Annotated in this window: 22 protein-coding genes; 5 read left to right on the top strand and 17 right to left on the bottom strand. The window is 33.2% G+C overall.

Annotation, left to right across the window (positions count from 1 at the left end):
- Positions 1-56 precede the first annotated feature (56 nt).
- Both IAI56_RS00195 and IAI56_RS00190 read left to right on the top strand, forming a co-directional pair.
- Positions 57-221, top strand: coding sequence for a hypothetical protein (locus IAI56_RS00195; RefSeq protein ID WP_187655937.1), 165 nt, complete (start codon positions 57-59; stop codon positions 219-221).
- Positions 197-529, top strand: coding sequence for a type II toxin-antitoxin system RelE/ParE family toxin (locus tag IAI56_RS00190; protein ID WP_187655935.1), 333 nt, complete (start codon positions 197-199; stop codon positions 527-529). Before IAI56_RS00195 ends, IAI56_RS00190 begins: the two co-directional genes overlap by 25 nt.
- A gap of 4 nt (positions 530-533) precedes the next feature.
- On the opposite strand, the gene IAI56_RS00185 is transcribed toward IAI56_RS00190, so the two are convergent.
- Positions 534-1127: a thioredoxin family protein gene (locus IAI56_RS00185; RefSeq protein WP_187655934.1), complete on the bottom strand. Its 594-nt coding sequence runs from the start codon at positions 1125-1127 to the stop codon at positions 534-536.
- Between the two features lie 149 nt (positions 1128-1276).
- Between IAI56_RS00185 and pyrH the strand changes: the two genes are divergently transcribed.
- The 3 genes from pyrH to IAI56_RS00170 all read left to right on the top strand — a co-directional run bounded on the left by pyrH (position 1277) and on the right by IAI56_RS00170 (position 5192).
- Positions 1277-1984 carry a UMP kinase gene (gene pyrH / locus IAI56_RS00180; protein ID WP_187655932.1) on the top strand — a complete coding sequence of 236 codons (708 nt, stop codon included), beginning with the start codon at positions 1277-1279 and terminating at the stop codon, positions 1982-1984.
- A gap of 78 nt (positions 1985-2062) precedes the next feature.
- Positions 2063-2623, top strand: coding sequence for a ribosome recycling factor (gene frr / locus IAI56_RS00175; RefSeq protein ID WP_187655931.1), 561 nt, complete (start codon positions 2063-2065; stop codon positions 2621-2623).
- 79 nt (positions 2624-2702) lie between these two features.
- Positions 2703-5192 (top strand): DUF5686 family protein, encoded by a 2490-nt coding sequence (locus tag IAI56_RS00170; protein ID WP_187655929.1) that lies wholly within the window; start codon positions 2703-2705, stop codon positions 5190-5192.
- A 112-nt stretch (positions 5193-5304) separates the two neighbouring features.
- Here the strand turns inward: IAI56_RS00170 and IAI56_RS00165 are convergent, their stop codons facing one another.
- From IAI56_RS00165 to IAI56_RS00090, 16 genes are all read right to left on the bottom strand, one after another.
- Entirely contained in the window at positions 5305-6684 is a 1380-nt protein-coding gene (locus IAI56_RS00165) for an NADH-quinone oxidoreductase subunit N (RefSeq protein WP_187655927.1), read from the bottom strand.
- Between the two features lie 4 nt (positions 6685-6688).
- Entirely contained in the window at positions 6689-8125 is a 1437-nt protein-coding gene (locus IAI56_RS00160) for a complex I subunit 4 family protein (protein ID WP_187655926.1), read from the bottom strand.
- A 10-nt stretch (positions 8126-8135) separates the two neighbouring features.
- The gene (nuoL, locus tag IAI56_RS00155; protein ID WP_187655925.1) at positions 8136-10013 is read right to left on the bottom strand and encodes an NADH-quinone oxidoreductase subunit L; all 1878 of its coding nucleotides are present in this window, start codon (positions 10011-10013) and stop codon (positions 8136-8138) included.
- 6 nt (positions 10014-10019) lie between these two features.
- The gene (gene nuoK / locus IAI56_RS00150) at positions 10020-10340 is read right to left on the bottom strand and encodes an NADH-quinone oxidoreductase subunit NuoK (protein ID WP_133533401.1); all 321 of its coding nucleotides are present in this window, start codon (positions 10338-10340) and stop codon (positions 10020-10022) included.
- Between the two features lie 2 nt (positions 10341-10342).
- Positions 10343-10855: an NADH-quinone oxidoreductase subunit J family protein gene (locus IAI56_RS00145; protein WP_187655923.1), complete on the bottom strand. Its 513-nt coding sequence runs from the start codon at positions 10853-10855 to the stop codon at positions 10343-10345.
- A complete protein-coding gene (locus IAI56_RS00140) occupies positions 10855-11406 on the bottom strand; it encodes a NuoI/complex I 23 kDa subunit family protein (protein WP_169522553.1) in 552 nt (183 codons plus the stop codon). The genes IAI56_RS00145 and IAI56_RS00140 overlap by 1 nt, the downstream gene beginning before the upstream one ends.
- Before the next feature lie 6 nt (positions 11407-11412).
- Positions 11413-12444, bottom strand: coding sequence for an NADH-quinone oxidoreductase subunit NuoH (gene nuoH / locus IAI56_RS00135; RefSeq protein ID WP_187655922.1), 1032 nt, complete (start codon positions 12442-12444; stop codon positions 11413-11415).
- A gap of 3 nt (positions 12445-12447) precedes the next feature.
- Entirely contained in the window at positions 12448-13473 is a 1026-nt protein-coding gene (locus tag IAI56_RS00130; protein ID WP_187655920.1) for an NADH-quinone oxidoreductase subunit G, read from the bottom strand.
- Between the two features lie 37 nt (positions 13474-13510).
- Positions 13511-14878 carry an NADH-quinone oxidoreductase subunit NuoF gene (gene nuoF, locus IAI56_RS00125; RefSeq protein WP_187655918.1) on the bottom strand — a complete coding sequence of 456 codons (1368 nt, stop codon included), beginning with the start codon at positions 14876-14878 and terminating at the stop codon, positions 13511-13513.
- A 4-nt stretch (positions 14879-14882) separates the two neighbouring features.
- Positions 14883-15413: a complex I 24 kDa subunit family protein gene (locus tag IAI56_RS00120; protein WP_187655917.1), complete on the bottom strand. Its 531-nt coding sequence runs from the start codon at positions 15411-15413 to the stop codon at positions 14883-14885.
- Positions 15414-15492: 79 nt separating this feature from the next.
- Positions 15493-16728: an NADH dehydrogenase (quinone) subunit D gene (nuoD, locus tag IAI56_RS00115; RefSeq protein ID WP_187655916.1), complete on the bottom strand. Its 1236-nt coding sequence runs from the start codon at positions 16726-16728 to the stop codon at positions 15493-15495.
- 109 nt (positions 16729-16837) lie between these two features.
- Positions 16838-17362, bottom strand: a complete 525-nt coding sequence (locus tag IAI56_RS00110; RefSeq protein ID WP_187655914.1) for an NADH-quinone oxidoreductase subunit C — start codon at positions 17360-17362, stop codon at positions 16838-16840.
- Between the two features lies 1 nt (position 17363).
- Complete coding sequence (locus tag IAI56_RS00105; protein ID WP_133533302.1) at positions 17364-17909, bottom strand: NADH-quinone oxidoreductase subunit B; 546 nt, start codon at positions 17907-17909, stop codon at positions 17364-17366.
- A gap of 32 nt (positions 17910-17941) precedes the next feature.
- The gene (locus IAI56_RS00100) at positions 17942-18307 is read right to left on the bottom strand and encodes an NADH-quinone oxidoreductase subunit A (protein WP_187655912.1); all 366 of its coding nucleotides are present in this window, start codon (positions 18305-18307) and stop codon (positions 17942-17944) included.
- A 203-nt stretch (positions 18308-18510) separates the two neighbouring features.
- Positions 18511-18711, bottom strand: coding sequence for a cold-shock protein (locus tag IAI56_RS00095; RefSeq protein ID WP_133533304.1), 201 nt, complete (start codon positions 18709-18711; stop codon positions 18511-18513).
- Between the two features lie 149 nt (positions 18712-18860).
- Positions 18861-21542, bottom strand: a complete 2682-nt coding sequence (locus tag IAI56_RS00090) for a T9SS type A sorting domain-containing protein (RefSeq protein ID WP_187655911.1) — start codon at positions 21540-21542, stop codon at positions 18861-18863.
- Positions 21543-21548: the final 6 nt, after the last annotated feature.

The raw sequence follows: 21548 nt of genomic DNA, 5'->3' as shown, positions 1-21548 counted from the left end.
TTACTTTTCCAATTCATTTATTTCTTACTTTTACTATTCTTTCAAATTCGTTATTAATGAAAACGTCTAATAAAAAATCCAAAAACCTTGCAACTCCAGGCAAGCCAATGTCACAAGATGAGTTTGTTTCTTTAATAAAAGAGGCAGAAGAAGGTAATTTTATGACTGTTAAAGAATTTAAAGAACGATTTGACAAATGGAGATCGGAAAGAAAGAAGTAGTCAAATCAGAATTGTATTATTTCGATATTCAAGCTATTTACGAATATGGCGAAGCTACATTTGGAATTAAACTAGCAGATTCATTTTTTGAAACAATATTGTTTGATGTTGAACATCTTGAAAACCAATATCTTCTTCATCCTGAATGTCGCCATTTAGAAACAAAAACTAAAATCTACAGAAATATTATTCTTGGTTCCTATTTAATCATTTACCGAATTAGAGCAAATAGAATTGAGGTTTTAAGAGCTTTTCATGGCAGTCGTTCTCCAAAAATCATCAAACAAGTTAGAAAAGTAATAGTCTAAAACCTTACTTTACTAACTCCAAAATTTCTCTCTGTGTACTCAATCCTTTATCGTGTAAATACCATTTTTGAAGTTCGGTTTTTGCTGTTTCATCTACAACACCATGCGTTGCTTTATAATCCAAAATCAATTGCTTTGCTTCTGTTGGTCTTGGTCCAAAATCACCCAAAACTTCTAAGGTATTTTTATCCAAAACAATCAATTTAGGTATCGATTTGGTTCCATTGGTTAAAAATAAATTCATCAATTCTTCATTTTCATCTCGAAGCACAATTTTCAAATCTATTTTTTCTGATTGTTCTGCCATTTTATGGATAATAGGAAGAATTTGTGCTGCATCTCCACACCAACCTTCGGAAATTACTAACCAAATCATTTCGGAATTGATTTCTTGTAATCGTTTTATATTTTCTTCGGGAACAACCATTGTTTTATCTAAACGATTCATTCGAACTTCGTTTAATTCACTATAATGTGTTAAATCTGCAGATTGTTCGTTTCCAGTTGATTTTCCTTCTTTTAAAAGTGCTGAAACTTGATTTCTATAGTCTTGATATGTATAGCTTTTAGCTAAACTTTGTTTAATAATGGTTTTCATTTTAGGAGTTTGTTTGTGATAGCAAAGGTAGTAAACCATTTTTTTTTATTTTGTGATAATTGTTACTAAACATTATTTTTAACGAATACTTCATAAAAAGAGAATATGTTTATATTTGCATCACAAAAAACAACAATAAAACACAACGAATGAAATACAAAAGAATTCTTCTAAAACTGAGTGGCGAAGCTTTAATGGGCGAAAGACAATATGGAATTGATCCAAAACGTCTTGCTGAATATGCTGATGAAATCAAAGAAATTCATGACAAAGGCGTTGAAATTGCAATTGTGATTGGCGGCGGAAACATTTTTAGAGGAATTGCTGGCGCAAGCAACGGAATGGACAGAGTTCAAGGCGATTACATGGGAATGTTAGCAACGGTTATCAACGGAATGGCTTTGCAAGGTGCGCTGGAAGACAAAGGAATGCTAACTCGTTTGCAAACCGCTTTAAAAATTGAAGCCATTGCTGAACCTTATATCAAAAGAAGAGCTGTTCGTCATCTTGAAAAAGGAAGAATTGTAATTTTTGGAGCTGGAACCGGAAATCCATATTTTACAACGGATACTGCTGCAGTTCTTCGCGGTGTTGAAGTGCATGCCGATGTCATTTTAAAAGGAACTCGTGTGGATGGAATTTACGATTCTGATCCAGAGAAAAATGACAATGCTATAAAATTCGAAAACATTACTTTTGACGAAGTTTTGAAAAAAGGATTGAATGTAATGGATACAACTGCATTTACACTAAGTCAAGAAAACGAATTGCCAATTGTAGTTTTTGATATGAATACCAAAGGTAATTTGTTGAAAATTTGCAATGGAGAAAACATTGGAACAACAGTAAAAATATAGAGGTTAACTGGTTATAAGTTTATGAGGTTATTTGCCTATAAACATTAGAGACCAATAAACTTTTAAACTATAAATAAAATGGAAGAAATTGAATTTATTTTAGACAGTACAAAAGAATCAATGAACGGTTCGATTGCGCATTTAGAAAAAGAATTTTTAAACATTCGTGCCGGAAAAGCAACACCACAAATGCTTGGAGGTGTTTTTGTTGACTATTATGGTTCACAAACGCCACTTTCGCAAGTAGCAAACGTTAATGTTCCAGATGCAAGAACTATAACCGTTACACCTTGGGAAAAAAGCATGTTGCACCCAATTGAAAAAGCAATTATGATTGCAAATCTTGGTTTTAACCCAATGAATAATGGCGATAACATCATAATCAGCGTTCCGCCATTAACCGAAGAAAGAAGACGCGACTTGGTTAAACAAGCAAAAGCCGAAGCCGAAGACGCAAAAATTGGTATCCGAAATGCTAGAAAAGATGCCAATACCGATATCAAAAAATTAGAAAAAGACGGAACTTCTGAAGATGTTTGTAAAAAAGCCGAAGAAGACGTTCAAAAATTAACTGATGCCTATATCAAAAAAATAGAAGAACACTTGGTTATCAAAGAAGCCGAGATTATGAAAGTGTAACTTGTTAATTCAATATTAAAATCCGTCTCGATTATCCAGACGGATTTTTTTATTACTACTTTTGCGTAAATCATCTTTAATGAACAAGTATTTATTTGGCTTTTTATTTTTATTTTCTGCTATGCTTAACGCGCAAACAGCATTAAATGGAATTGTCAAAGATGCTTCGACCAATAAATCACTTCCTTTTGCTAACATTGAACTCGATAACGGAACCAAAATAGTTTCGGATGTGGATGGAAAATTTCATTTTGTTTCCAAAGAAAATTTCACCACGTTTACTGTTTCATTTCTTGGTTACGAAAAAAAAATCTTTACTTTTAATAATATTTATCAAACGGTTTTTCTCTCAAAAAAAACAGATAATTTAGACGAAGTTATCGTTTCTAACGAAAACAAAGCCAATAAATTAATCGAAAAAGTCATTGCCAACAAAGACAAAAATAATCCACAAAAAAAACTAAACAGTTTTCAGTTTAGCACATACAACAAACTTTTAGTTAGTGCAAATCCCGACTCTATTTCTGGCAAAATAGATAGCGTTTTTGTGACTACTTCGCTTGGAAAAATGTTTCAAAAAATCGATTCATCGGATTATAAATTCAAAAAAATAATTGACAAACAGCATTTATTTTTAGCCGAAAAAATATCGCGTTTTCAATTTGCAAAACCAACGATTAAAGAAACCGTTATTGGCTCAAAAATGGCAGGTTTCAACGAACCCATTTATGAATATTTTGGCTTTGAACTGCAATCGTTTTCTATCTATGACGAACGCTATGAACTTTTTGAAACCAAATATAAAAGTCCAATTGCTGATAACTCGCTAGCCGAATATTCGTTTAAAATCAACGATACCGTTTCTATTGACAATAGGCAAACATTCGTCATTCATTTTAAAAATAAATTGAAACGAAAAGGCCTTGAAGGATTGCTTTATATTGATAATCAGAATTTTGCAGTTGCTAAAGCCGTAATGCGTGTTCGAGGCGTTTTGAACATTACTGGAATTCACGAATTTAGTTATTATCCCGAAAATGATATTTGGTTTCAAACGAAGAAAAATTTCAAAATCATCAAAGGAAAAAGTAAAGAAGCAACATCTATTCTTGGTGGAAGAATTTCTTTTGAAGCCGACACTAATGACGGAAATCAAAATACCAAAGAAAGTTCGGATTTCACCTATTTAGCATCCGAAACCGAAACCTACAATGTACAATTCAATACGACTGTAAAAATCAAAAAATCATTTATTGCTGTTGATGTAAAAGAAGATTCGATTCATAAAAACGAAAGTTTTTGGCAACAAAACAGAAACGGAAAGCTCGATTTACGAAGTAGTAATACTTATGTTGTTCTCGACAGCATTGCTACAGCAAATCAATTGGAGAAAAAAATTCGTTTTGGTCGAAAAATTATCAATGGATATTTACCTTTTGGCTTTTTCGACTTTGATTTAAGATATCTATTAAGTTTCAATAATTTCGAAGGATTTAGATTTGGAATTGGCGGCGTTACCAACGAGCAATTTTCAAAAAAATATAAGATTGACGCATACACTGCTTATGGTTTAAAGGATGAAACTGTAAAATATCATTTGGGTTTTGCTGCCCGAATTGGTAATTTTTCCAACACTTGGATTGGTGCTTCTTACACTGATGATATTCGAGAGATTGCAAGTACCAATTTTGCTATCGACAAACGCGTTTTTAAATTGTATGATCCGCGACCTATCAATATTAGTACGTTTTACAATCACAAAACTTGGCGCGGATTTATCGAAACTAAAATAATTCCCAAAACCGAAAGTATTTGGCAGTTAAGTCATAGTGAAATTACACCTTTGTTTGGTTATCAATTTGATTACAACGGAAAAGTTTTCGATAATTTCAACATTACTTCGGCGATGGTTTCTTTGCAATGGAATCCGTTTAGCGATTATATGCAAACGCCAAATGGAAAACTCGAAATTGAAAAACGCTTTCCAAAATTTACTTTTCAGTTTACTAAATCATTACCTAATATTCTAGAAAATGATTTCGATTTTGGTAAAATTGACTTCAGAATTGACTATGAAAAAAAATACCTCAACGGACAAAAATCGACTGTTTTGGCACAATTTGGTTATGCTTTTGGTGCACTTCCATTAACTCATTTATACAATACTTCTCCGAATAATTTAACCAAAGATAATTTATTGCAGCGTATTACTATTGCTGGTAAAAACAGTTTTGAAACCATGTTTTTTAACGAATTTTTCTCTAGTGAATTTGCTATGTTACAATTAAAACACGGCTTTAAACGCATTGAAATTTTCAAAAAAGTAAAACCTCAACTCGTTATGGTTACCCGAATGGCTTGGGGAAATCTTGAAAACAGTCAGCGCCATTTAGGAATCGAATACAAAACGCTTGAACAAGGTTTCTTCGAATCGGGCATTGAATTGAATAAAATCTTCAAAGGTTTTGGCCTTTCTGGTTTTTACCGCTATGGTCCAAATCAGCTTAGGCGTTTAGAAGATAATATCGCCGTAAAATTGAACTTTGTTTTGGATTTAGGATTGGATTGATTTTACACAAAAAACAATAATCTTACAAAAACTTCCCAGATTCATATGTAATTATATCATTAAAAAAGCCATTAAGAAAATTCCTGATGGCTTTATAAAAATAAATTAATTTTTATTGTAACAAATTAGTCAATAAAGAAGGATAAATTCCAATAACAACATTCAATGCAATTGCAACAACTGCTACAACATAGTATGAAAATGGAATTGCTTGTTTTTCTGTTTCAGCATCTTTAGTGTACATCGCTAAAATCAATTTGAAATAATAACCAACACTTATTATAGAGTTGATTACTCCTGCGATAACTACAATTAAAAACCCAGCTTTTACGGTATCGCTAAACAACATAAATTTAGCAAAAAATCCAGAGAAAATAGGAATTCCAGCCATCGACAATAGCGAAGCTGTTAGAACTGCTGCCATCAAAGGATTTGTTTTTCCTAAACCGTTGAAGTTTTCAATATTCTCGTTCTCTTTGTTTTTTGTAACCATAATGATTACAGCAAATGCTGCAATTCCTGCTAAAGCATAAGCTGTTGTGTAATATAAAAGTGTTGTTGCTGCAGTTGATAAAGTTAGCAATGCCATTAGCATAAATCCAGCATGAGAAATACCCGAAAAAGCCAACATTCTTTTGACATTCTTTTGACGTAAAGCCATGATATTTCCAATAGTCATAGAAAGAATTGAAATAATTACAATCAATAATTCTACTTTATATCCTAGAGCAACCGTCATTCCACTTAATAATTTATACAATGTTGCCATGGCTACTACTTTTGCCAAAGTACTCATGATTGCCGTTGTCAATGCTGGCGAACCTTCATAAACATCTGGTGCCCAAAAATGAAATGGTGCTGCAGCTATTTTGAACAACATTCCAATAACAATTAACGTAACACCAATTGGAAACCAAGTTGGTAAACCAATACCTTGAGACAATGCATAAATTTCTTCTAAATTGAAATATCCTGTAGCACCATAAACCAAGCAAATTCCGAATAGAATAATTCCCGAAGCAAATGAACCCATTAAGAAATATTTCATTCCAGCTTCGTTGCTTTTAATGTCTAATCGTCGGCTTGCTGCCAAAATGTATAATGAAATTGACAGTATTTCTATTCCTAAAAAGAACATCGCTAAATTGGTAAACGAAACCATAGCAACTGCTCCAGCCAAAAGGAATATTTTAATGGCAATAAAATCAGAAAATTTAGTTGGAATGTCTTTGTAAAAATCGTCACTCATCAACAAGATGAAAATCGTTAACACAATAAAAAGTGACGAAAACGCTGATGAAAACTTAGTTGTTGCCATCATGTTTAAATAATTGGTATCTATTGAACTATCAATTGACCAAAATCCTAACGAAATTCCTAAAACGCCAAGTAAACCAATTACAGTAACTGGAACCAGCAATTTTCTTAAATTGAAAATCTCTGCCAACAGACAAAAAACTCCTAATGATACTATTGTTATTAATACTTGCATTTTATTATCTATTTATTACTGCTAAAATTTCTTTAATCGCTGGATTTACTAAATCGTTGATTGGTTTCGGGTACAATCCGAAGAACAAAAGGAAACCAATAATTACAACAAAAACAATTGCTTCGCTAACGTTTACATCTTTAAAAACTTTGGTATTTGTTTCGCCAAGCATTACGTTTTGGAACATTTTCAACATATAGTACGCTCCAAGAATAATAGTTGTTCCACCGATTACTGCAAACCAAATATTCACTTGACTTAAACTATATAAAACGGTAAACTCACCCACAAAGTTGTATGTTCCAGGCAAAGCAACCGACGCTAAAACCAATATCATAAACATGGAAGTAAATCCTGAAGCTTGTGAACGAATTCCGCCAAGTTCATCAATTTTTCTGGTTTCAAATCTTCTAAAAATTACTTCGGCAGCAAAGAATAACCCAACGATTACAAAACCGTGAGCAATCATTTGATAAACTGCTCCATTTAATCCATCAGCTGTCAAAGTATAACAACCTGCGGCGATTAAACCAACGTGCGCCAAAGACGAATAAGCCAATAATTTTTTCAAATCTTTTTGGCGAAGCGCAACAATTGATCCATAAATTACTCCAGCAATACTCAACCCAATTAAGATTGGCATGTATTCTTTTGCGGCATCTGGAGCGATTGGTAACTGCCAACGAATAACGCTGTACAATCCCATTTTTAGCATAATACCCGAAAGTAACATCGTTCCAACAGTTGGTGCTTTTTGATACACCTTTGCTTGCCAAGTATGAAAAGGAATGATTGGAATTTTGATGGCATAAGCTAAAAAGAAAGCAAAGAAAATCCAAAATTGTTCTTGGTTTGAAAGTTCTAATTTGTATAAATCTTCCAAAAGGAAACTTCCTGCTTTTGAATATAAATAAGCAAATCCAACCAACATAAATAATGAACCCGCTAAAGTATAAATGAAAAATTTCACTACGGCTTTTTTGCGTTCCTCAACGTCGCCATTACCCCAAATTAAAGCAATGAAATAGATTGGTATTAATGCCAATTCCCAAAAAATATAGTATAACAAACCATCGGCAGCAAGGAAAGTTCCAACCATAGCAAATGCCATGAATAACACTAAAGCGTAGAAGTTTTTGCTATTATTGAAACTATTTCCAAAAGATGATAGTATAATTAACGGTGTTAAAGCTGTAGTCAATAAAACCATTGCCATAGATAAACCGTCGGCTTTTAGTGCCAAAGCAACTTTTGGATTAGCAATCCAATTGGAAACAAAACCAATGTCGGTTCCTTGATTGAATTGTAAAAGTAAATTAATTGATAATCCGAAAGCGACTAAACTGAATAGTAAAGCTACTTTTGAAGCTAGTTTATCACCCGAAACAAGTGTTGCAACGGCTCCAATTAAAAGTAGTATTAATAATGTAGTTACATCCATTATATGAAAATTATTGAGCTATGAATAAATAAGTTATGATGGCACAAATACCAATTACAAATACAAATAAGTACAAACCGATATTACCATTTTGTAATTTTTTACCTTGAGATCCAATTCCGTTTGCCACCGTTCCAAAACCGTAAACGACTTTTCCTAATGCTGGTTCAAGCGTAGTTCTGAAAAAGTTTGACAATCCATTTAATGGTTTAACGATAAGGAAAGTGTAGAATTCATCTACATAGTATTTGTTATAAATTGTTTTTGAGAAACCAACGATTTCGGCATCTTCTTTTGGAACGAAACCTTGTTTGATGTATTTAGCGTTTGCCCAAACAATTCCGATAATTGCACCAACTAAAGCAATTCCCATTAAAATAAATTCTTGTGTTCCTAAATGATGCGCTTCGTGTTTTGCCACTAAAACTGGTTCCAAGAAATGGTTTAACCACATACTTCCTGGCAAATTGATTGCGCCACCAATTACAGCTAAAACTGCTAAAATTACTAATGGAATAGTGATCAATTTTGGACTTTCGTGTAAATGGTGTTTTTGTTCTTCTGTTCCTCTGAACTCTCTAAAGAAAGTCAAATACATCAATCGGAACATATAGAAAGCTGTCATAATCGATGCAATAGAAGCCACAATCCATAATGCTTTATTGTGTCCAAAAGCAACCATTAAGATTTCATCTTTTGACCAGAAACCAGCAAAAGGGAAAATACCTGCTATAGCCAACGTTGAAATCATCATAGTCCAAAACGTAATTGGCATCGCTTTGCGCAAACCACCCATTTTTCTCATGTCTTGTTCACCGTGCAATCCATGAATTACTGAACCCGAACCTAAGAACAAACAGGCTTTGAAAAACGCGTGAGTAATTACGTGGAAAACAGCAACCGTGTATGCGCCAAGTCCTAAAGCAAGGAACATCAAACCTAATTGTGAAACGGTTGAATAGGCCAATACTTTCTTAATATCATTTTGCAATAATCCGATAGAAGCGGCAACCAAAGCGGTAATTGCACCAACGATTGCAATAATATTTTGAACATCTGGTGTTAAATCGAATAAGAAATTCATTCTTGTTACCATAAAAATACCTGCGGTAACCATCGTTGCCGCGTGAATTAATGCAGAAACTGGCGTTGGTCCAGCCATAGCATCAGGTAACCAAGTATATAAAGGTAATTGCGCCGATTTTCCACAAGCTCCGATGAATAAACATAAAGCGGCTAATCCAAGTAAAGCAGAATTCGCATCTCCACTAGCAACAGCAGATTTAATTTCAGCGTAATTTAAAGTTGAAAATAAAGCTGCGATAATAAACATTCCAATTAGGAAACCTAAATCTCCTATTCTGTTCATAATGAAAGCTTTCTTTGCAGCATCATTATAAGGTTGGTTTTTATACCAAAATCCGATTAGTAAATACGAACATAATCCAACGCCTTCCCAACCGATAAACATTACTAATAAGTTGTTTCCAACAACTAATGTTATCATGAAAAACACGAACAAATTCAAATAGGCAAAAAACTTATGCATATTTTCATCATCGTGCATATAACTAATCGAATACAAGTGAATTAACGAACCAATTCCGGTAACGAATAATAACCAAAGTAATGATAATTGATCTAGTAAAATTCCAAAATCCAATTTGAAATTACTTACTTGTATCCAATCGAAAAGCGAGATTTCAAATGGTTTTCCGTTTTGATTTAATTGTGCAAAAAAGCAAATACTCAGTAAAAATGATACGACTACAGTTAGTGTACCAATTGCGCCAGAAATTCCTTTGCTTACTTTTTTCCCAAAGAAAATATTGAAAAGAAATCCAACAAATGGAGATAATAGTAATAATAAAGCCAAGTTTGTATCCATTTTCAATTATCCTTTTAAATTCTTTAAATTGTCAATATCTATCGAGCCAAGGTTTCTAAATACCGAAACTAATATGGCTAAACCAACGGCTACTTCTGCTGCGGCAACTGCCATCGAGAAAAATACAAAAACTTGTCCTTCGGCATCTTGATGATAGGTTGAAAAGGCAACAAACAATAGGTTAACTGCATTCAACATAATTTCGATGGACATGAAAACTATAATGGCATTTCTACGATACAATACGCCAAAAACCCCAATACAAAAAAGCAGTACGGTTAGGAAAATATAGTTTTCGATACCAATAATATTTAAAATATTCTCTATCATTATTTCTGGTCTTTTTCTTTTTTAGTCAATAAAACCGTTCCAATCATTGCTACTAATAATAAAATAGAGGCAAATTCAAACGGAACCATATATTCGTTCAACAATACTTTTCCTAATACTTTTATCGATTGGAAATCTTCGCCAGTACTATCATATTCACCCATAATGGTTTTAGAATTGATAAAAATAGTTATCAAAACCATACTCATAAGGATGAAAACTACAATTGCACCGAGACGTGTAATTCTCGGTTTGTGTACTTCGTCTTCTTTGTTGAGATTCATCAACATGATGGTAAATAGCATCAATACCATAATAGCACCAGCATAAACAATAAGCTGAACAATAGCAACAAATTGAGCATTCAACAATAAATAATGTCCCATAATTGAAACCATACACAATACTAAATAAATTGCACTGTGTATTGGATTTTTACTGTAAATGGTCAAAAACGCTGTAGCCAAAGTAAAGGCAGCTAAAAAATAAAATGTAATTAAAACTGGAGACATTAGTTAGCGTTTTTAAGTTGGGTATTTTTCAAAGCCATTTCGAGAGGCATTACTAATTTATCTTTTCCAAAAATAAAATCTTCTCTGTCGTATTGTGCTGGAACCAACTCTTTCGAAAGTGTTAAGTAAATGGCATCTTTTGGACAAGCTTCTTCACATAATCCACAGAAAATACAACGAAGCATATTGATTTCATAAATTGAAGCATATTTCTCTTCACGATACAAATGTTCTTCGCCTTTTTTACGTTCTTCGGCTTTCATCGTGATGGCTTCTGCTGGACAAGAAAGTGCGCATAAACCACAAGCTGTACAGTTTTCTCTTCCTTGCTCATCGCGTTTCAACATGTGTCTTCCGCGATAGACTGGACTAAATTCTCTAACTTGCTCTGGATAATGAATGGTTGCTTTTTTTCTGAAAAAGTGTTTGATGGTAATCCACAAACCTTTTACAATAGCAACAAGATACATTCTTTCAAGAAAGGTCATTTCCTTATTAGAAACTTGTTTTTTCTTGCCTGATAATGATATATTTTGAATAGCTGTTGACATACTTTTTTATTTAAAAACTAGAATACAAATTCCAGTTACCATAATATTTACAATTGCTAATGGAATTAATATTTTCCAACCCAAATGCATTAATTGATCGTATCTAAAACGGGGTATCGTCCATCTTATCCACATATAGAAAAAGATGAAGAAACATATTTTTATAAACAATACTACAATCCCAAGAATATTTGCTGCATTTACCCCAACATTATCAACCATCCATTGCATTCCAGGATAATTGTAAGCACCAAAATACAAGACAGCTAAGATAGCGGAAGAAATAAACATGTTAGCATATTCAGCAAACAAATAGAATCCCATTTTCATGGAAGAATACTCAGTGTGATAACCACCAATCAACTCCGACTCACATTCAGCTAAGTCAAAAGGTGTTCTATTAGTTTCTGCAAAAGCACAAATTAAGAATATCAAAAAACCAACAGGTTGATAGAATACATTCCAATTCATTCCGGCTTGTTGTGCTGCGATTTCTTTTAAGCTCAATGTTCCTGTCATCATTAACAAAGCGATGATGGATAATCCCATAGCGATTTCATAAGAAACCATTTGGGAAGCGGCACGAACCGAACTCATTAATGAGAATTTATTATTTGAAGCCCAACCACCAATCATAATTCCGTAAACTCCAACCGATATAATTCCGAATACATATAATAAGGCAACATCAATATCGGTTGCTTGAAGAATTACTGTTCGACCAAAAATTTCCAATTTATCACCCCAAGGCATAACTGCACTGGTCATTAATGCGGTACTCATGGCAATTGCTGGACCAACAATAAACAGGAAACGGTTTGGTGTATTTGGGAAAAATTCTTCTTTGGCAAATAATTTCATACCATCAGCTAGCGGTTGCAATAATCCACCCCAACCTGCACGATTTGGTCCGACTCTATCCTGAAGATAAGCAGCAACTTTTCGTTCAGCCCAAGTAGAATACATTGCCATAATCATGGTTACTGCAAAAATTGCAACAATGAAAACACTTTTTTCTATGATAAATGCACTATCCATTTCTTACGATTTTTTATTATCTAATGGAATTTCAACCATACTGATTTTTTTTCTATCGATTTCTCTTCCTTCAAGAATTCCTTTTTCGGTTTCAATCACAACTTTATTCATTTTGCGAGTATAGTTGTTTTGGTTTATTACAGAGTCTTTTTCAAATTTTCTTGGACCTTCAATAACCCAATCCGAAACTTCTTTTTTGTCGAAACGACACGTGTTACAGATGAAATCTTCTACTTCGTGGTATTCGTCTTTTCTTGCTGTAACTCTTTGAATTTCGTTTCCAAACATCCAAAGTGTTGTTTTTCCGCAACATCCTGGCGTGGTACATTCTCTGTGCGCATTGAAAGGTTTGTTGAACCAAACTCTCGATTTGAAACGGAATGTTTTATCAGTTAACGCTCCAACCGGGCAAACGTCAATCATGTTTCCAGAGAATTCATTGTCAATAGCTGCTGAAACACAAGTTGAAATTTGTGAATGATCACCACGATTTAAAACTCCATGAACTCTACCATCAGTTAATTGATCGGCAACTTCTACACAACGTTGACAAACGATGCAACGGTTCATGTGTAATTGAATGTATGGACCAATATCTTCAGGCTCAAAAGTTCTTTTTTCTTCGATGAAGCGAGTTTCTGATTTTCCGTGTTCGAATGATAAATTTTGCAAATCACATTCTCCTGCTTGATCACAAACTGGACAATCTAATGGGTGATTTATCAAAAGGAATTCGGTTACTGCTTTTCTAGCTTCGGTTACTCTTTCAGAAGATTTGCTGGCTACTTCCATTCCGTCTTGACAACCAGTAACACATGATGCTACTAATTTTGGCATTGGTCTTGGATCGGCTTCGCTACCTTTTGTAACGTCAACTAAACAGCAACGGCATTTTCCACCGGTTCCTTTTAGTTTTGAATAATAACACATGGCTGGCGGAACGGATTCTCCACCAATCATACGAGCAGCTTGCAGGATTGTTGTTCCAGCTTCTACTTCTATTTCTTGACCGTCTATGGTTACTTTCATACCAATATATAACTCCTACGGAGTATTTATGTTCTTATTAAACTTCTTGTTTTGCTACTAAATGTTTCACTTTTTCAAATGGCTCATTCACAAAATGATCTCTATTTTTTACTTTTTCTGGGAAACGAATGTGGTATTCAAACTCGTCTCTGAAGTGACGAATTGCCGCAGCAACTGGCCATGAAGCCGCGTCACCAAGTGGACAAATCGTATTTCCTTCAATTTTGGACTGAATACTCCATAATAACTCAATATCTTCTTCGCGTCCTTGACCGTTTTCAATTCTCCATAAGACTTTTTCTAACCAACCTGTTCCTTCACGGCAAGGTGTACATTGTCCGCAGCTTTCGTGGTGGTAAAAACGTGAAAAATTCCATGTATTTCGAACGATACATGCTCTATCATCATAAACGATAAATCCGCCTGAACCTAACATTGAACCTGTTGCAAATCCGCCATCAGATAAACTTTCATAAGTCATTAATCTATCTTCACCAGCGGCAGTTTTGTAAATTAAATTGGCTGGTAAAATTGGCACCGAACTTCCTCCAGGAACTAATGCTTTTAAAGGTCTGTCAGTTTGCATTCCGCCACAATATTCATCAGAATTCATGAATTCGTATACAGAAACGCCTAATTCGATTTCGAAAACACCTTGATTTTTGATGTTTCCAGAAGCTGAAATTAATTTGGTTCCAGTAGAACGACCAATTCCAATTCCTGCATAATCGGCACCCGAATTATTGATAATCCAAGGCACAGCCGAAATAGTTTCTACGTTATTTACTACGGTTGGATTTTGCCAAAGTCCTTTTACAGCAGGAAATGGTGGTTTCAAACGAGGATTTCCACGATTTCCTTCAAGACTTTCAATTAAAGCAGTTTCTTCTCCGCAGATGTAAGCTCCGCCACCAATTTGAACAAAAAGTTCTAAATCATAGCCTGAACCTAATATATTTTTACCCAACCAACCAGCAGCTTTTGCTTCGGCGATGGCTCTTTCTAAAATTTTGTAAACCCACATGTATTCTCCACGAATGTAGATATAAGAAAGGTTTGCGCCCAAAGCATAACTTGATGTAATCATTCCTTCTATTAAAAGATGCGGAATGTATTCCATTAAATATCTGTCTTTGAAAGTTCCAGGTTCTGATTCGTCAGCATTGCAAACCAAATGTCTTGGGTTTCCCGATTTTTTATCGATAAAACTCCATTTCATTCCAGCTGGAAATCCTGCGCCACCACGACCACGAAGTCCCGAAGTTTTTACTTCTTCAACCACTTCATCGGGTGTCATTTTTTTCAGGGCTTTTTCAACTGATGCATATCCGCCTTCACGACGATATACTTCATAAGTTTTAATTCCTGGAACGTTGATTTTGTCTAATAATATTTTTCTTCCCATGATACTATTTATCGTGTAAAGTGATTTTTCCGTCTTTGCAATCAGTAATTAACTGATCGATTTTTTCTTTGGTCAAATGCTCTTGGTAGAAATCGCCCAATTGCATCATTGGCGCATAACCGCAAGCACCAAGACACTCAACGCCACGAACTTCAAATTGTCCATCGGCTGTTGGTTCGCCAACTTTTACACCTAATTTAGAACAAGTGTAATCCATCAAGTCTTCTACTCCGTTTTGGCAACAAGGAGAAGTTTGACAGAATTCGAACATGAATTTTCCAATTGGTCGCTGATTGAACATGGTATAAAAAGTAACCACTTCATATACTTCAATTCGTTGAATTCCCAGAATTTCAGCTACTTTATTTTGCAATTCAATACTCAACCAATTGTCATGAGCATCTTGAACTTCGTGCAAAACTGGTAATAAAGCCGATTTTTGTTTGCCTTCAGGATAGTGACTAATCAATTCATTGATGCGGTTCATCAACGATTCGGTTATGTTTATCTCTTGTTTTATATATGATCTTTCCATTTCTAATTTTAGATATTAAATTTTAGATTTTAGATATTTGAATCAGCAATCTAAAATCTGCATTCTGCAATCTTTATTCTTATGCGTCTAATTCTCCTGCTATTACATTCAAACTTGATAAAATCACGATAGCATCGGATAACATTCCGCCTTTAATCATTTCAGTATAAGCTTGGTAGTAGATAAAGCAAGGTCTTCTCATTTTTAATCGATAAGGTGTTCTGCTTCCGTCGGTTATTAAGTAGAAACCTAATTCGCCATTTCCACCTTCAACTGCGTGATAAATTTCAGCTACTGGAACTGGAACTTCGCCCATCACAATTTTAAAATGATAAATTAAACTTTCCATATTATTGTAAACATCTTCCTTTGGTGGAAGATAATAATCAGGAACATCAGCATGAATTGAACCTTTTGGTAATTTGTCTACTGCTTGTCGAATGATTTTCAAACTTTCCCAAACTTCAGCATTTCTGACACAAAATCTGTCATAAGTATCACCTGATTTTCCTACTGGAACATCAAACTCAAAATCTTCATAGGATGAATATGGTTGTGCTTTTCTAACGTCATAATCGATACCAGCCGCACGAAGATTTGGACCAGTAAATCCATAATCCATAGCTCTTTCAGCCGAAATTGGACCAACATTTACTGTTCTATCAATAAAAATTCTGTTTCTTTCAAAAAGATTTTCAAATTCTTTCCAAGCAATTGGGAAATCAGTTAGGAAAACGTCTAATTTTTTGAAAGCTTCGTCAGACCATTCTCTTTCGAAACCACCAATTCTTCCCATGTTGGTTGTTAATCGAGCTCCACAAATTTCTTCGTAGATTTCATATATTTTTTCTCTGAATTGAAACACATAAAGAAAACCTGTATAAGCACCAGTATCAACTCCAAGGATTGAATTACAAATTAAATGATCAGCAATACGAGCCAATTCCATTACTATCACTCTTAAATATTGAGCGCGTTTTGGTACTTCTATATTTAATAATTTTTCTACAGTCATCCACCAAGCCATGTTGTTGATAGGCGAAGAACAATAGTTCATTCGGTCTGTCAAAACATTGATTTGATAAAAAGGACGATTTTCGGCAATTTTTTCAAAAGCGCGGTGAATGTAACCGATTGTTGGTTCGGCATCAAGAATTCGCTCACCATCCATTAATAGAATGTTTTGGAAAATTCCATGAGTAGCTGGATGCGTTGGCCCTAAATTTAATACCGAAAGTTCGCTTCCATCTTCGTTGCGTTTCTTTTCTATTTCTTTAGCATATCGATGCTCTGGTGATAACAATAAGTCTGACATATATTAATTACGAATTACGAATTACGAATTAAAAATTATTTTAACCGCAATTGGACAATTAGTTTTATGTTTTTAAACTAGAATTACTTCTATTTGTAATTCTTAATTTTTAATTTTTAATTAAACTTGTTCTTCCAAAGAATCTATCGTCTTTGTCAGTTCTTCCGCTATCTTCCATTGGGAATTCTTTTCTCATTGGATGTGAAATCATTTCATCCATATTCAAAATTCTTTTCAACTGTGGATGTCCAATGAAATTTATTCCATAAAAATCCCAAGCTTCTCTTTCCATCCAATTCGAACATTGAAATAAATCAATTATAGATTTTATTTCAGGATTTTCGCCATTTAAAAAAGTTTTGACACGAATTCTGACATTTTCAATCCAATTGTGCAATTGATAACTAACGGCGAATTGCTCATTAATATCATTATCTGGATAATGAATTCCGGCTAAATCAGTTAGGAAATGGAAGTTTAATTCGGATTCTGTTTTTAAAAACTGAATTACTTCATAGGCTTTATCAGGAGTAATCTCAAAGCAGAAAATATCTTTTTGCATTCCAAAATTGGACGCTGAATTTCCAAACTTTTCAATTATTCTTTCTTGTATTGTGATTGTTTCTAATGCCATATTATAAGTTATATGATGCTAACAATTCTTTGTATTCAGGAGAATTTCTTCTTCGTACGGATTCGTTTCTAACTAGTTCTTGCAATTGCATAACACCGTCAACAATTTGTTCAGGTCTTGGAGGACAACCAGGAACATAAACATCGACTGGGATTACTTTATCAATTCCTTGCAGTACAGAATAAGTATCAAAAACTCCTCCTGAACTTGCACAAGCACCAACAGCAATTACCCAACGAGGTTCTGACATTTGTTCGTAAACTTGACGTAAAATAGGTGCCATTTTTTTGGAAATTGTTCCCATCACCATTAGCATATCGGCTTGGCGTGGAGAAAAACTTACTCTTTCCGAACCAAAACGGGCTAAATCATAATGTGAAGCCATTGTTGCCATAAATTCAATACCACAACATGATGTTGCAAATGGTAATGGCCAAAGTGAATTGGCACGCGCCATTCCAACCACGTCGTTTAATTTTGTAGCAAAAAACCCTTCGCCAACAACTCCTTCTGGTGGAGCAACCATATTTATTTTAGAATCACTCATTTATAACGTGTAATTAAAATTTCGTAATTAATTTATTCCCAATCCAGCGCTTTCTTTTTAATGATATAGAAAAATCCAATCAATAAAAGCGACATAAAAATGACCATTTTAATCATTCCTTCTATTCCTAAATCTTTAAAATTAACTGCCCATGGATATAGAAAGATAACCTCAACATCAAAAAGCACGAAAAGAATAGCTACTAGAAAATATTTTACTGAAAACGGGATTCTAGCATTTCCAACAGATTCGATACCACATTCAAAGTTTTTATCTTTGTTCTTTGAACTTCTTTTTGGACCTAAATAGCCTGATATAATAATGGTTCCAACAACAAATCCAACTGCTAAAAGCATTTGCATTAGTATTGGTAAATAGTCTAATTGATTTGATTGCATAGCCTTAAAATTTGCTCAAAATTAAAATAGTTACAAATATACATCGCAATATTTAAAACACAAGAAACAAACCTTAAACGTTTGTTATTTATAGTTAAAAAAGTGTTTATTTAAAATGAATTTAAATAATGCTTATGATGAATAAAAAAAGCGTCCCAATTATGGAACGCTTGATTTGTCAGGTAATCAAAAAATAATATATATTAGTCTTCGATAGCTTCTACTTGAGCAGCTACTTTACCTTTTCTTCCTTCTTCTTCTTCGTATGAAACGCTATCACCTTCGTTTAACGAACCACCTTTAACTCCAGTAGCGTGAACGAAAATGTCTTTTCCTGTTTCATCGTCTGTAATAAATCCATAACCTTTGGATTCATTAAAAAATTTTACTTTGCCTGTGCGCATTTTTGTAATAAAAAATAATTAATAATGTTCAAAGATAAATTTTATTGTGATATAACAAACAAAAAACATCTAAATTTTATAAAAAAAATATAATGATTTAAGTTTGTAATTAAATGATTTTCAATAAAGTGTTTTTTTTGTTGTCAAATTTATTTTCTGATTAATTTTTGATTAATCGTAGTTCCATTTTCTAACTTCATTTGCAATATATAAATTCCAGTTGCTAAATGATCAAGTTGAATTGTATTATGATTGATTATGGAGTTTATTTTTTTACCTTGTATGTTGACTATTTCAACATCTTTAACATCTTCTGATAAGTAGATAATACTTGTAGCTGGATTTGGGTAAAATAATGAAACAGGTTTATTAATAATATCGTTATTAGATAGCTCATTTTCTAAATACAACTTGCATAACGCAAAATCAAATGTTTCATTATTTACTATGGTAACTCCGGTTAGTATTATGTTGTTATCGTTTGAAATTAACACATTTGAAGGTAAATCGTAATTGTTAAAGAAATCGACACTTGCATAGCCATTATTACCAAAACCGTTGTCAATTGAACCATTATTGTTAAATTTTGCCACAATAAAATCATTGTCTTCCAATCCTAAAGTACCTGAAATTATAAATTTATTATTAATAATCGGAAGAATTGCGGAGGTGTAACTAATTTTTGTTGGATCTAAATATATAATACCATCTACATCAAATGTAGTATCCAAAGAACCATTTGGATTAAGCCTGAAGAGTAACGAATTTGAAAAATTATTATAATTGTCGGCTATCATTATTTTATCATCGCTCTGTATTGCTAGACTAATAGGAGAATCAGCTAAGTCAGGTATTCCAATTGTAAAGATTCCAGTAGTGTTGAAACTTGTGTCTAACGAACCATTAGCATTACATTTGAAAACAACAATATCCGCATTACCATTTGTGTTTTGAAATGTTCCGATTGTAATAATTTTTCCATCGGATAAAGTATCTACTTTTAATAACTCATCGAAATTTGCAGTAGATGATAGTGTAGTTGAACCGCTTGTTCCAAAGGATTGAACTAGGTTTCCATTGTTATCCACTTTTGCCAAAAAGAAATCAGTTGTTAAACTTTGACCTGTACTTGTTGTAGTAGTACCAACAACTAAAATGGAGTTATCATTTAATATTTTTAAATCATTTCCACTTGAAAATGAAGATGAATTAAAGTTTGCTAAACCATTTGTTCCAAAAGTTGTATCGACAGTTCCGTTACTATTTAATCGAAGTAGCTTGATAAAAGTTTGTCCAGAAACAATTACGATTTTTCCATTAGAATCAACTTTTATTCCTTTTACTGTATCTGAAAACACGCTATTATAGGTAAAAAAACCATTTGAACCAAAATTTGTATCAATGCTTCCGTCTATATTATATCGACAAGCAGATAAAACTCCATTACCATTAACATGACTAATTCCAGCAAGTATAACTTTACCGTCATTTTGTTTTACAGAACATGTTGATTCGTCGAAAGCAAATTTTGGAAAAAAATAAAACAATCTTCCATCGGTATCAAATGTAGAATCAAAACTTCCGTCGTTGTTTATTTTTGAAATAGCTATTTTATTAAGCAACAATGTTTCTTCGGTGTTTCCGGCAATCAAAACTTGGTTTCCAATTGTTGAAAAATCGCGAGCAAAATCATTATATGAAAAATAAGAGTATTCTAAAAATCCATTTCCGTTTAGAGTAGTATCTAAACTTCCATTGGAATTAAGACGATGTATTAAAATATTGTTATTTGAACTACCATTTACAACTGGAGATGTATTACAAACTATTAAAAATTTGCCATCACTTAAAATTTTAAATTTTTCCATACTATTTCCAAAATTGTTTGGAGCAGTATTTGTAATTATTCCATTTGTTGCAAATGTTGTGTCTAGAGAACTGTTTGAATTAAGTCGGACAACATTTATTCTTGGTAATGATGAAGTATAATTTGAAAAAACAAATACAATTTTGCCATCACTTTGAATATCTAAATTGAAAAAATTATTTATCGATGTATAACTAAAAACGCGTCGTCCATTTGAGTTGAAACTATTATCTAATGTTCCATTCGAATTGTATCGAGCAATAAATATGTTTGGAATAGAAGATATTAATGTTGTACCACCAACAAGAAATTTTCCATCAGGTTGTAAAATTATACATTTCGAAAATTCGGTATTACCAATATCCGTTGTAATACTTCCATTATTTCCAAAAGATGTATCTGCCAAACCATTGGTATTGTATCGTAAAACTCTATAATCTTGTGAACCGCTATTAAAATTAGACAAAGCTAGAATTTTACCGTCACTTTGTATAGCAAAATCATTAAGACCTCTATCGAAATTTGTACCAGTTTCGTTGATTAAACCATTGTTACCAAAGGTAGAATCTAACTCACCATTTGCTAATAATCGCATAAAGACTGGATTTCCTTCAACATTTCCACCTAAAAGTATTTTCCCATCAGATTGTGTTAGAACTTTAACAGCAAACTCCATTTGATCCAATTCTAACTTTCCATCGGTGTCAAAACTTGTATCTAATGAACCATCAGTATTCAATCTTAACAAGAAAGCTTCGTTAAATTCATAACTTTCAATATTTCCAAAAATCAAGATTTTACCATCATTTTGTATAAATTGGCTAACTACAGTGTAATCTGCTTGACCAATATTAGTATTTACTTTTCCATTTGTTCCAAATTCTGTAAACAATTCCCCAGCATTCTGAGAAAATGAAAAATTTGTCAAAAAATAACAACAGATTAAAATGTAGATTTTCCTCATAATATT

Origin of the sequence: Flavobacterium macrobrachii (assembly GCF_014486675.1) — a bacterium.
GTDB lineage: Bacteria > Bacteroidota > Bacteroidia > Flavobacteriales > Flavobacteriaceae > Flavobacterium > Flavobacterium macrobrachii.
Note: the sequence above shows the minus strand (reverse complement) of the source record. Positions and strands in the feature narration are given on the sequence as shown.

What these genes read in the sequence shown, in the direction of transcription:
- IAI56_RS00195 (WP_187655937.1), top strand. Translation starts at nt 57, where the DNA reads ATGAAAACGTCTAATAAAAAATCCAAAAACCTTGCAACTCCAGGCAAG.
- IAI56_RS00190 (WP_187655935.1), top strand. Translation starts at nt 197, where the DNA reads ATGGAGATCGGAAAGAAAGAAGTAGTCAAATCAGAATTGTATTATTTC.
- IAI56_RS00185 (WP_187655934.1), bottom strand. Translation starts at nt 1,127, where the DNA reads ATGAAAACCATTATTAAACAAAGTTTAGCTAAAAGCTATACATATCAA.
- pyrH (WP_187655932.1), top strand. Translation starts at nt 1,277, where the DNA reads ATGAAATACAAAAGAATTCTTCTAAAACTGAGTGGCGAAGCTTTAATG.
- frr (WP_187655931.1), top strand. Translation starts at nt 2,063, where the DNA reads ATGGAAGAAATTGAATTTATTTTAGACAGTACAAAAGAATCAATGAAC.
- IAI56_RS00170 (WP_187655929.1), top strand. Translation starts at nt 2,703, where the DNA reads ATGAACAAGTATTTATTTGGCTTTTTATTTTTATTTTCTGCTATGCTT.
- IAI56_RS00165 (WP_187655927.1), bottom strand. Translation starts at nt 6,684, where the DNA reads ATGCAAGTATTAATAACAATAGTATCATTAGGAGTTTTTTGTCTGTTG.
- IAI56_RS00160 (WP_187655926.1), bottom strand. Translation starts at nt 8,125, where the DNA reads ATGGATGTAACTACATTATTAATACTACTTTTAATTGGAGCCGTTGCA.
- nuoL (WP_187655925.1), bottom strand. Translation starts at nt 10,013, where the DNA reads ATGGATACAAACTTGGCTTTATTATTACTATTATCTCCATTTGTTGGA.
- IAI56_RS00145 (WP_187655923.1), bottom strand. Translation starts at nt 10,855, where the DNA reads ATGTCTCCAGTTTTAATTACATTTTATTTTTTAGCTGCCTTTACTTTG.
- IAI56_RS00140 (WP_169522553.1), bottom strand. Translation starts at nt 11,406, where the DNA reads ATGTCAACAGCTATTCAAAATATATCATTATCAGGCAAGAAAAAACAA.
- nuoH (WP_187655922.1), bottom strand. Translation starts at nt 12,444, where the DNA reads ATGGATAGTGCATTTATCATAGAAAAAAGTGTTTTCATTGTTGCAATT.
- IAI56_RS00130 (WP_187655920.1), bottom strand. Translation starts at nt 13,473, where the DNA reads ATGAAAGTAACCATAGACGGTCAAGAAATAGAAGTAGAAGCTGGAACA.
- nuoF (WP_187655918.1), bottom strand. Translation starts at nt 14,878, where the DNA reads ATGGGAAGAAAAATATTATTAGACAAAATCAACGTTCCAGGAATTAAA.
- IAI56_RS00120 (WP_187655917.1), bottom strand. Translation starts at nt 15,413, where the DNA reads ATGGAAAGATCATATATAAAACAAGAGATAAACATAACCGAATCGTTG.
- nuoD (WP_187655916.1), bottom strand. Translation starts at nt 16,728, where the DNA reads ATGTCAGACTTATTGTTATCACCAGAGCATCGATATGCTAAAGAAATA.
- IAI56_RS00110 (WP_187655914.1), bottom strand. Translation starts at nt 17,362, where the DNA reads ATGGCATTAGAAACAATCACAATACAAGAAAGAATAATTGAAAAGTTT.
- IAI56_RS00105 (WP_133533302.1), bottom strand. Translation starts at nt 17,909, where the DNA reads ATGAGTGATTCTAAAATAAATATGGTTGCTCCACCAGAAGGAGTTGTT.
- IAI56_RS00100 (WP_187655912.1), bottom strand. Translation starts at nt 18,307, where the DNA reads ATGCAATCAAATCAATTAGACTATTTACCAATACTAATGCAAATGCTT.
- IAI56_RS00095 (WP_133533304.1), bottom strand. Translation starts at nt 18,711, where the DNA reads ATGCGCACAGGCAAAGTAAAATTTTTTAATGAATCCAAAGGTTATGGA.
- IAI56_RS00090 (WP_187655911.1), bottom strand. Translation starts at nt 21,542, where the DNA reads ATGAGGAAAATCTACATTTTAATCTGTTGTTATTTTTTGACAAATTTT.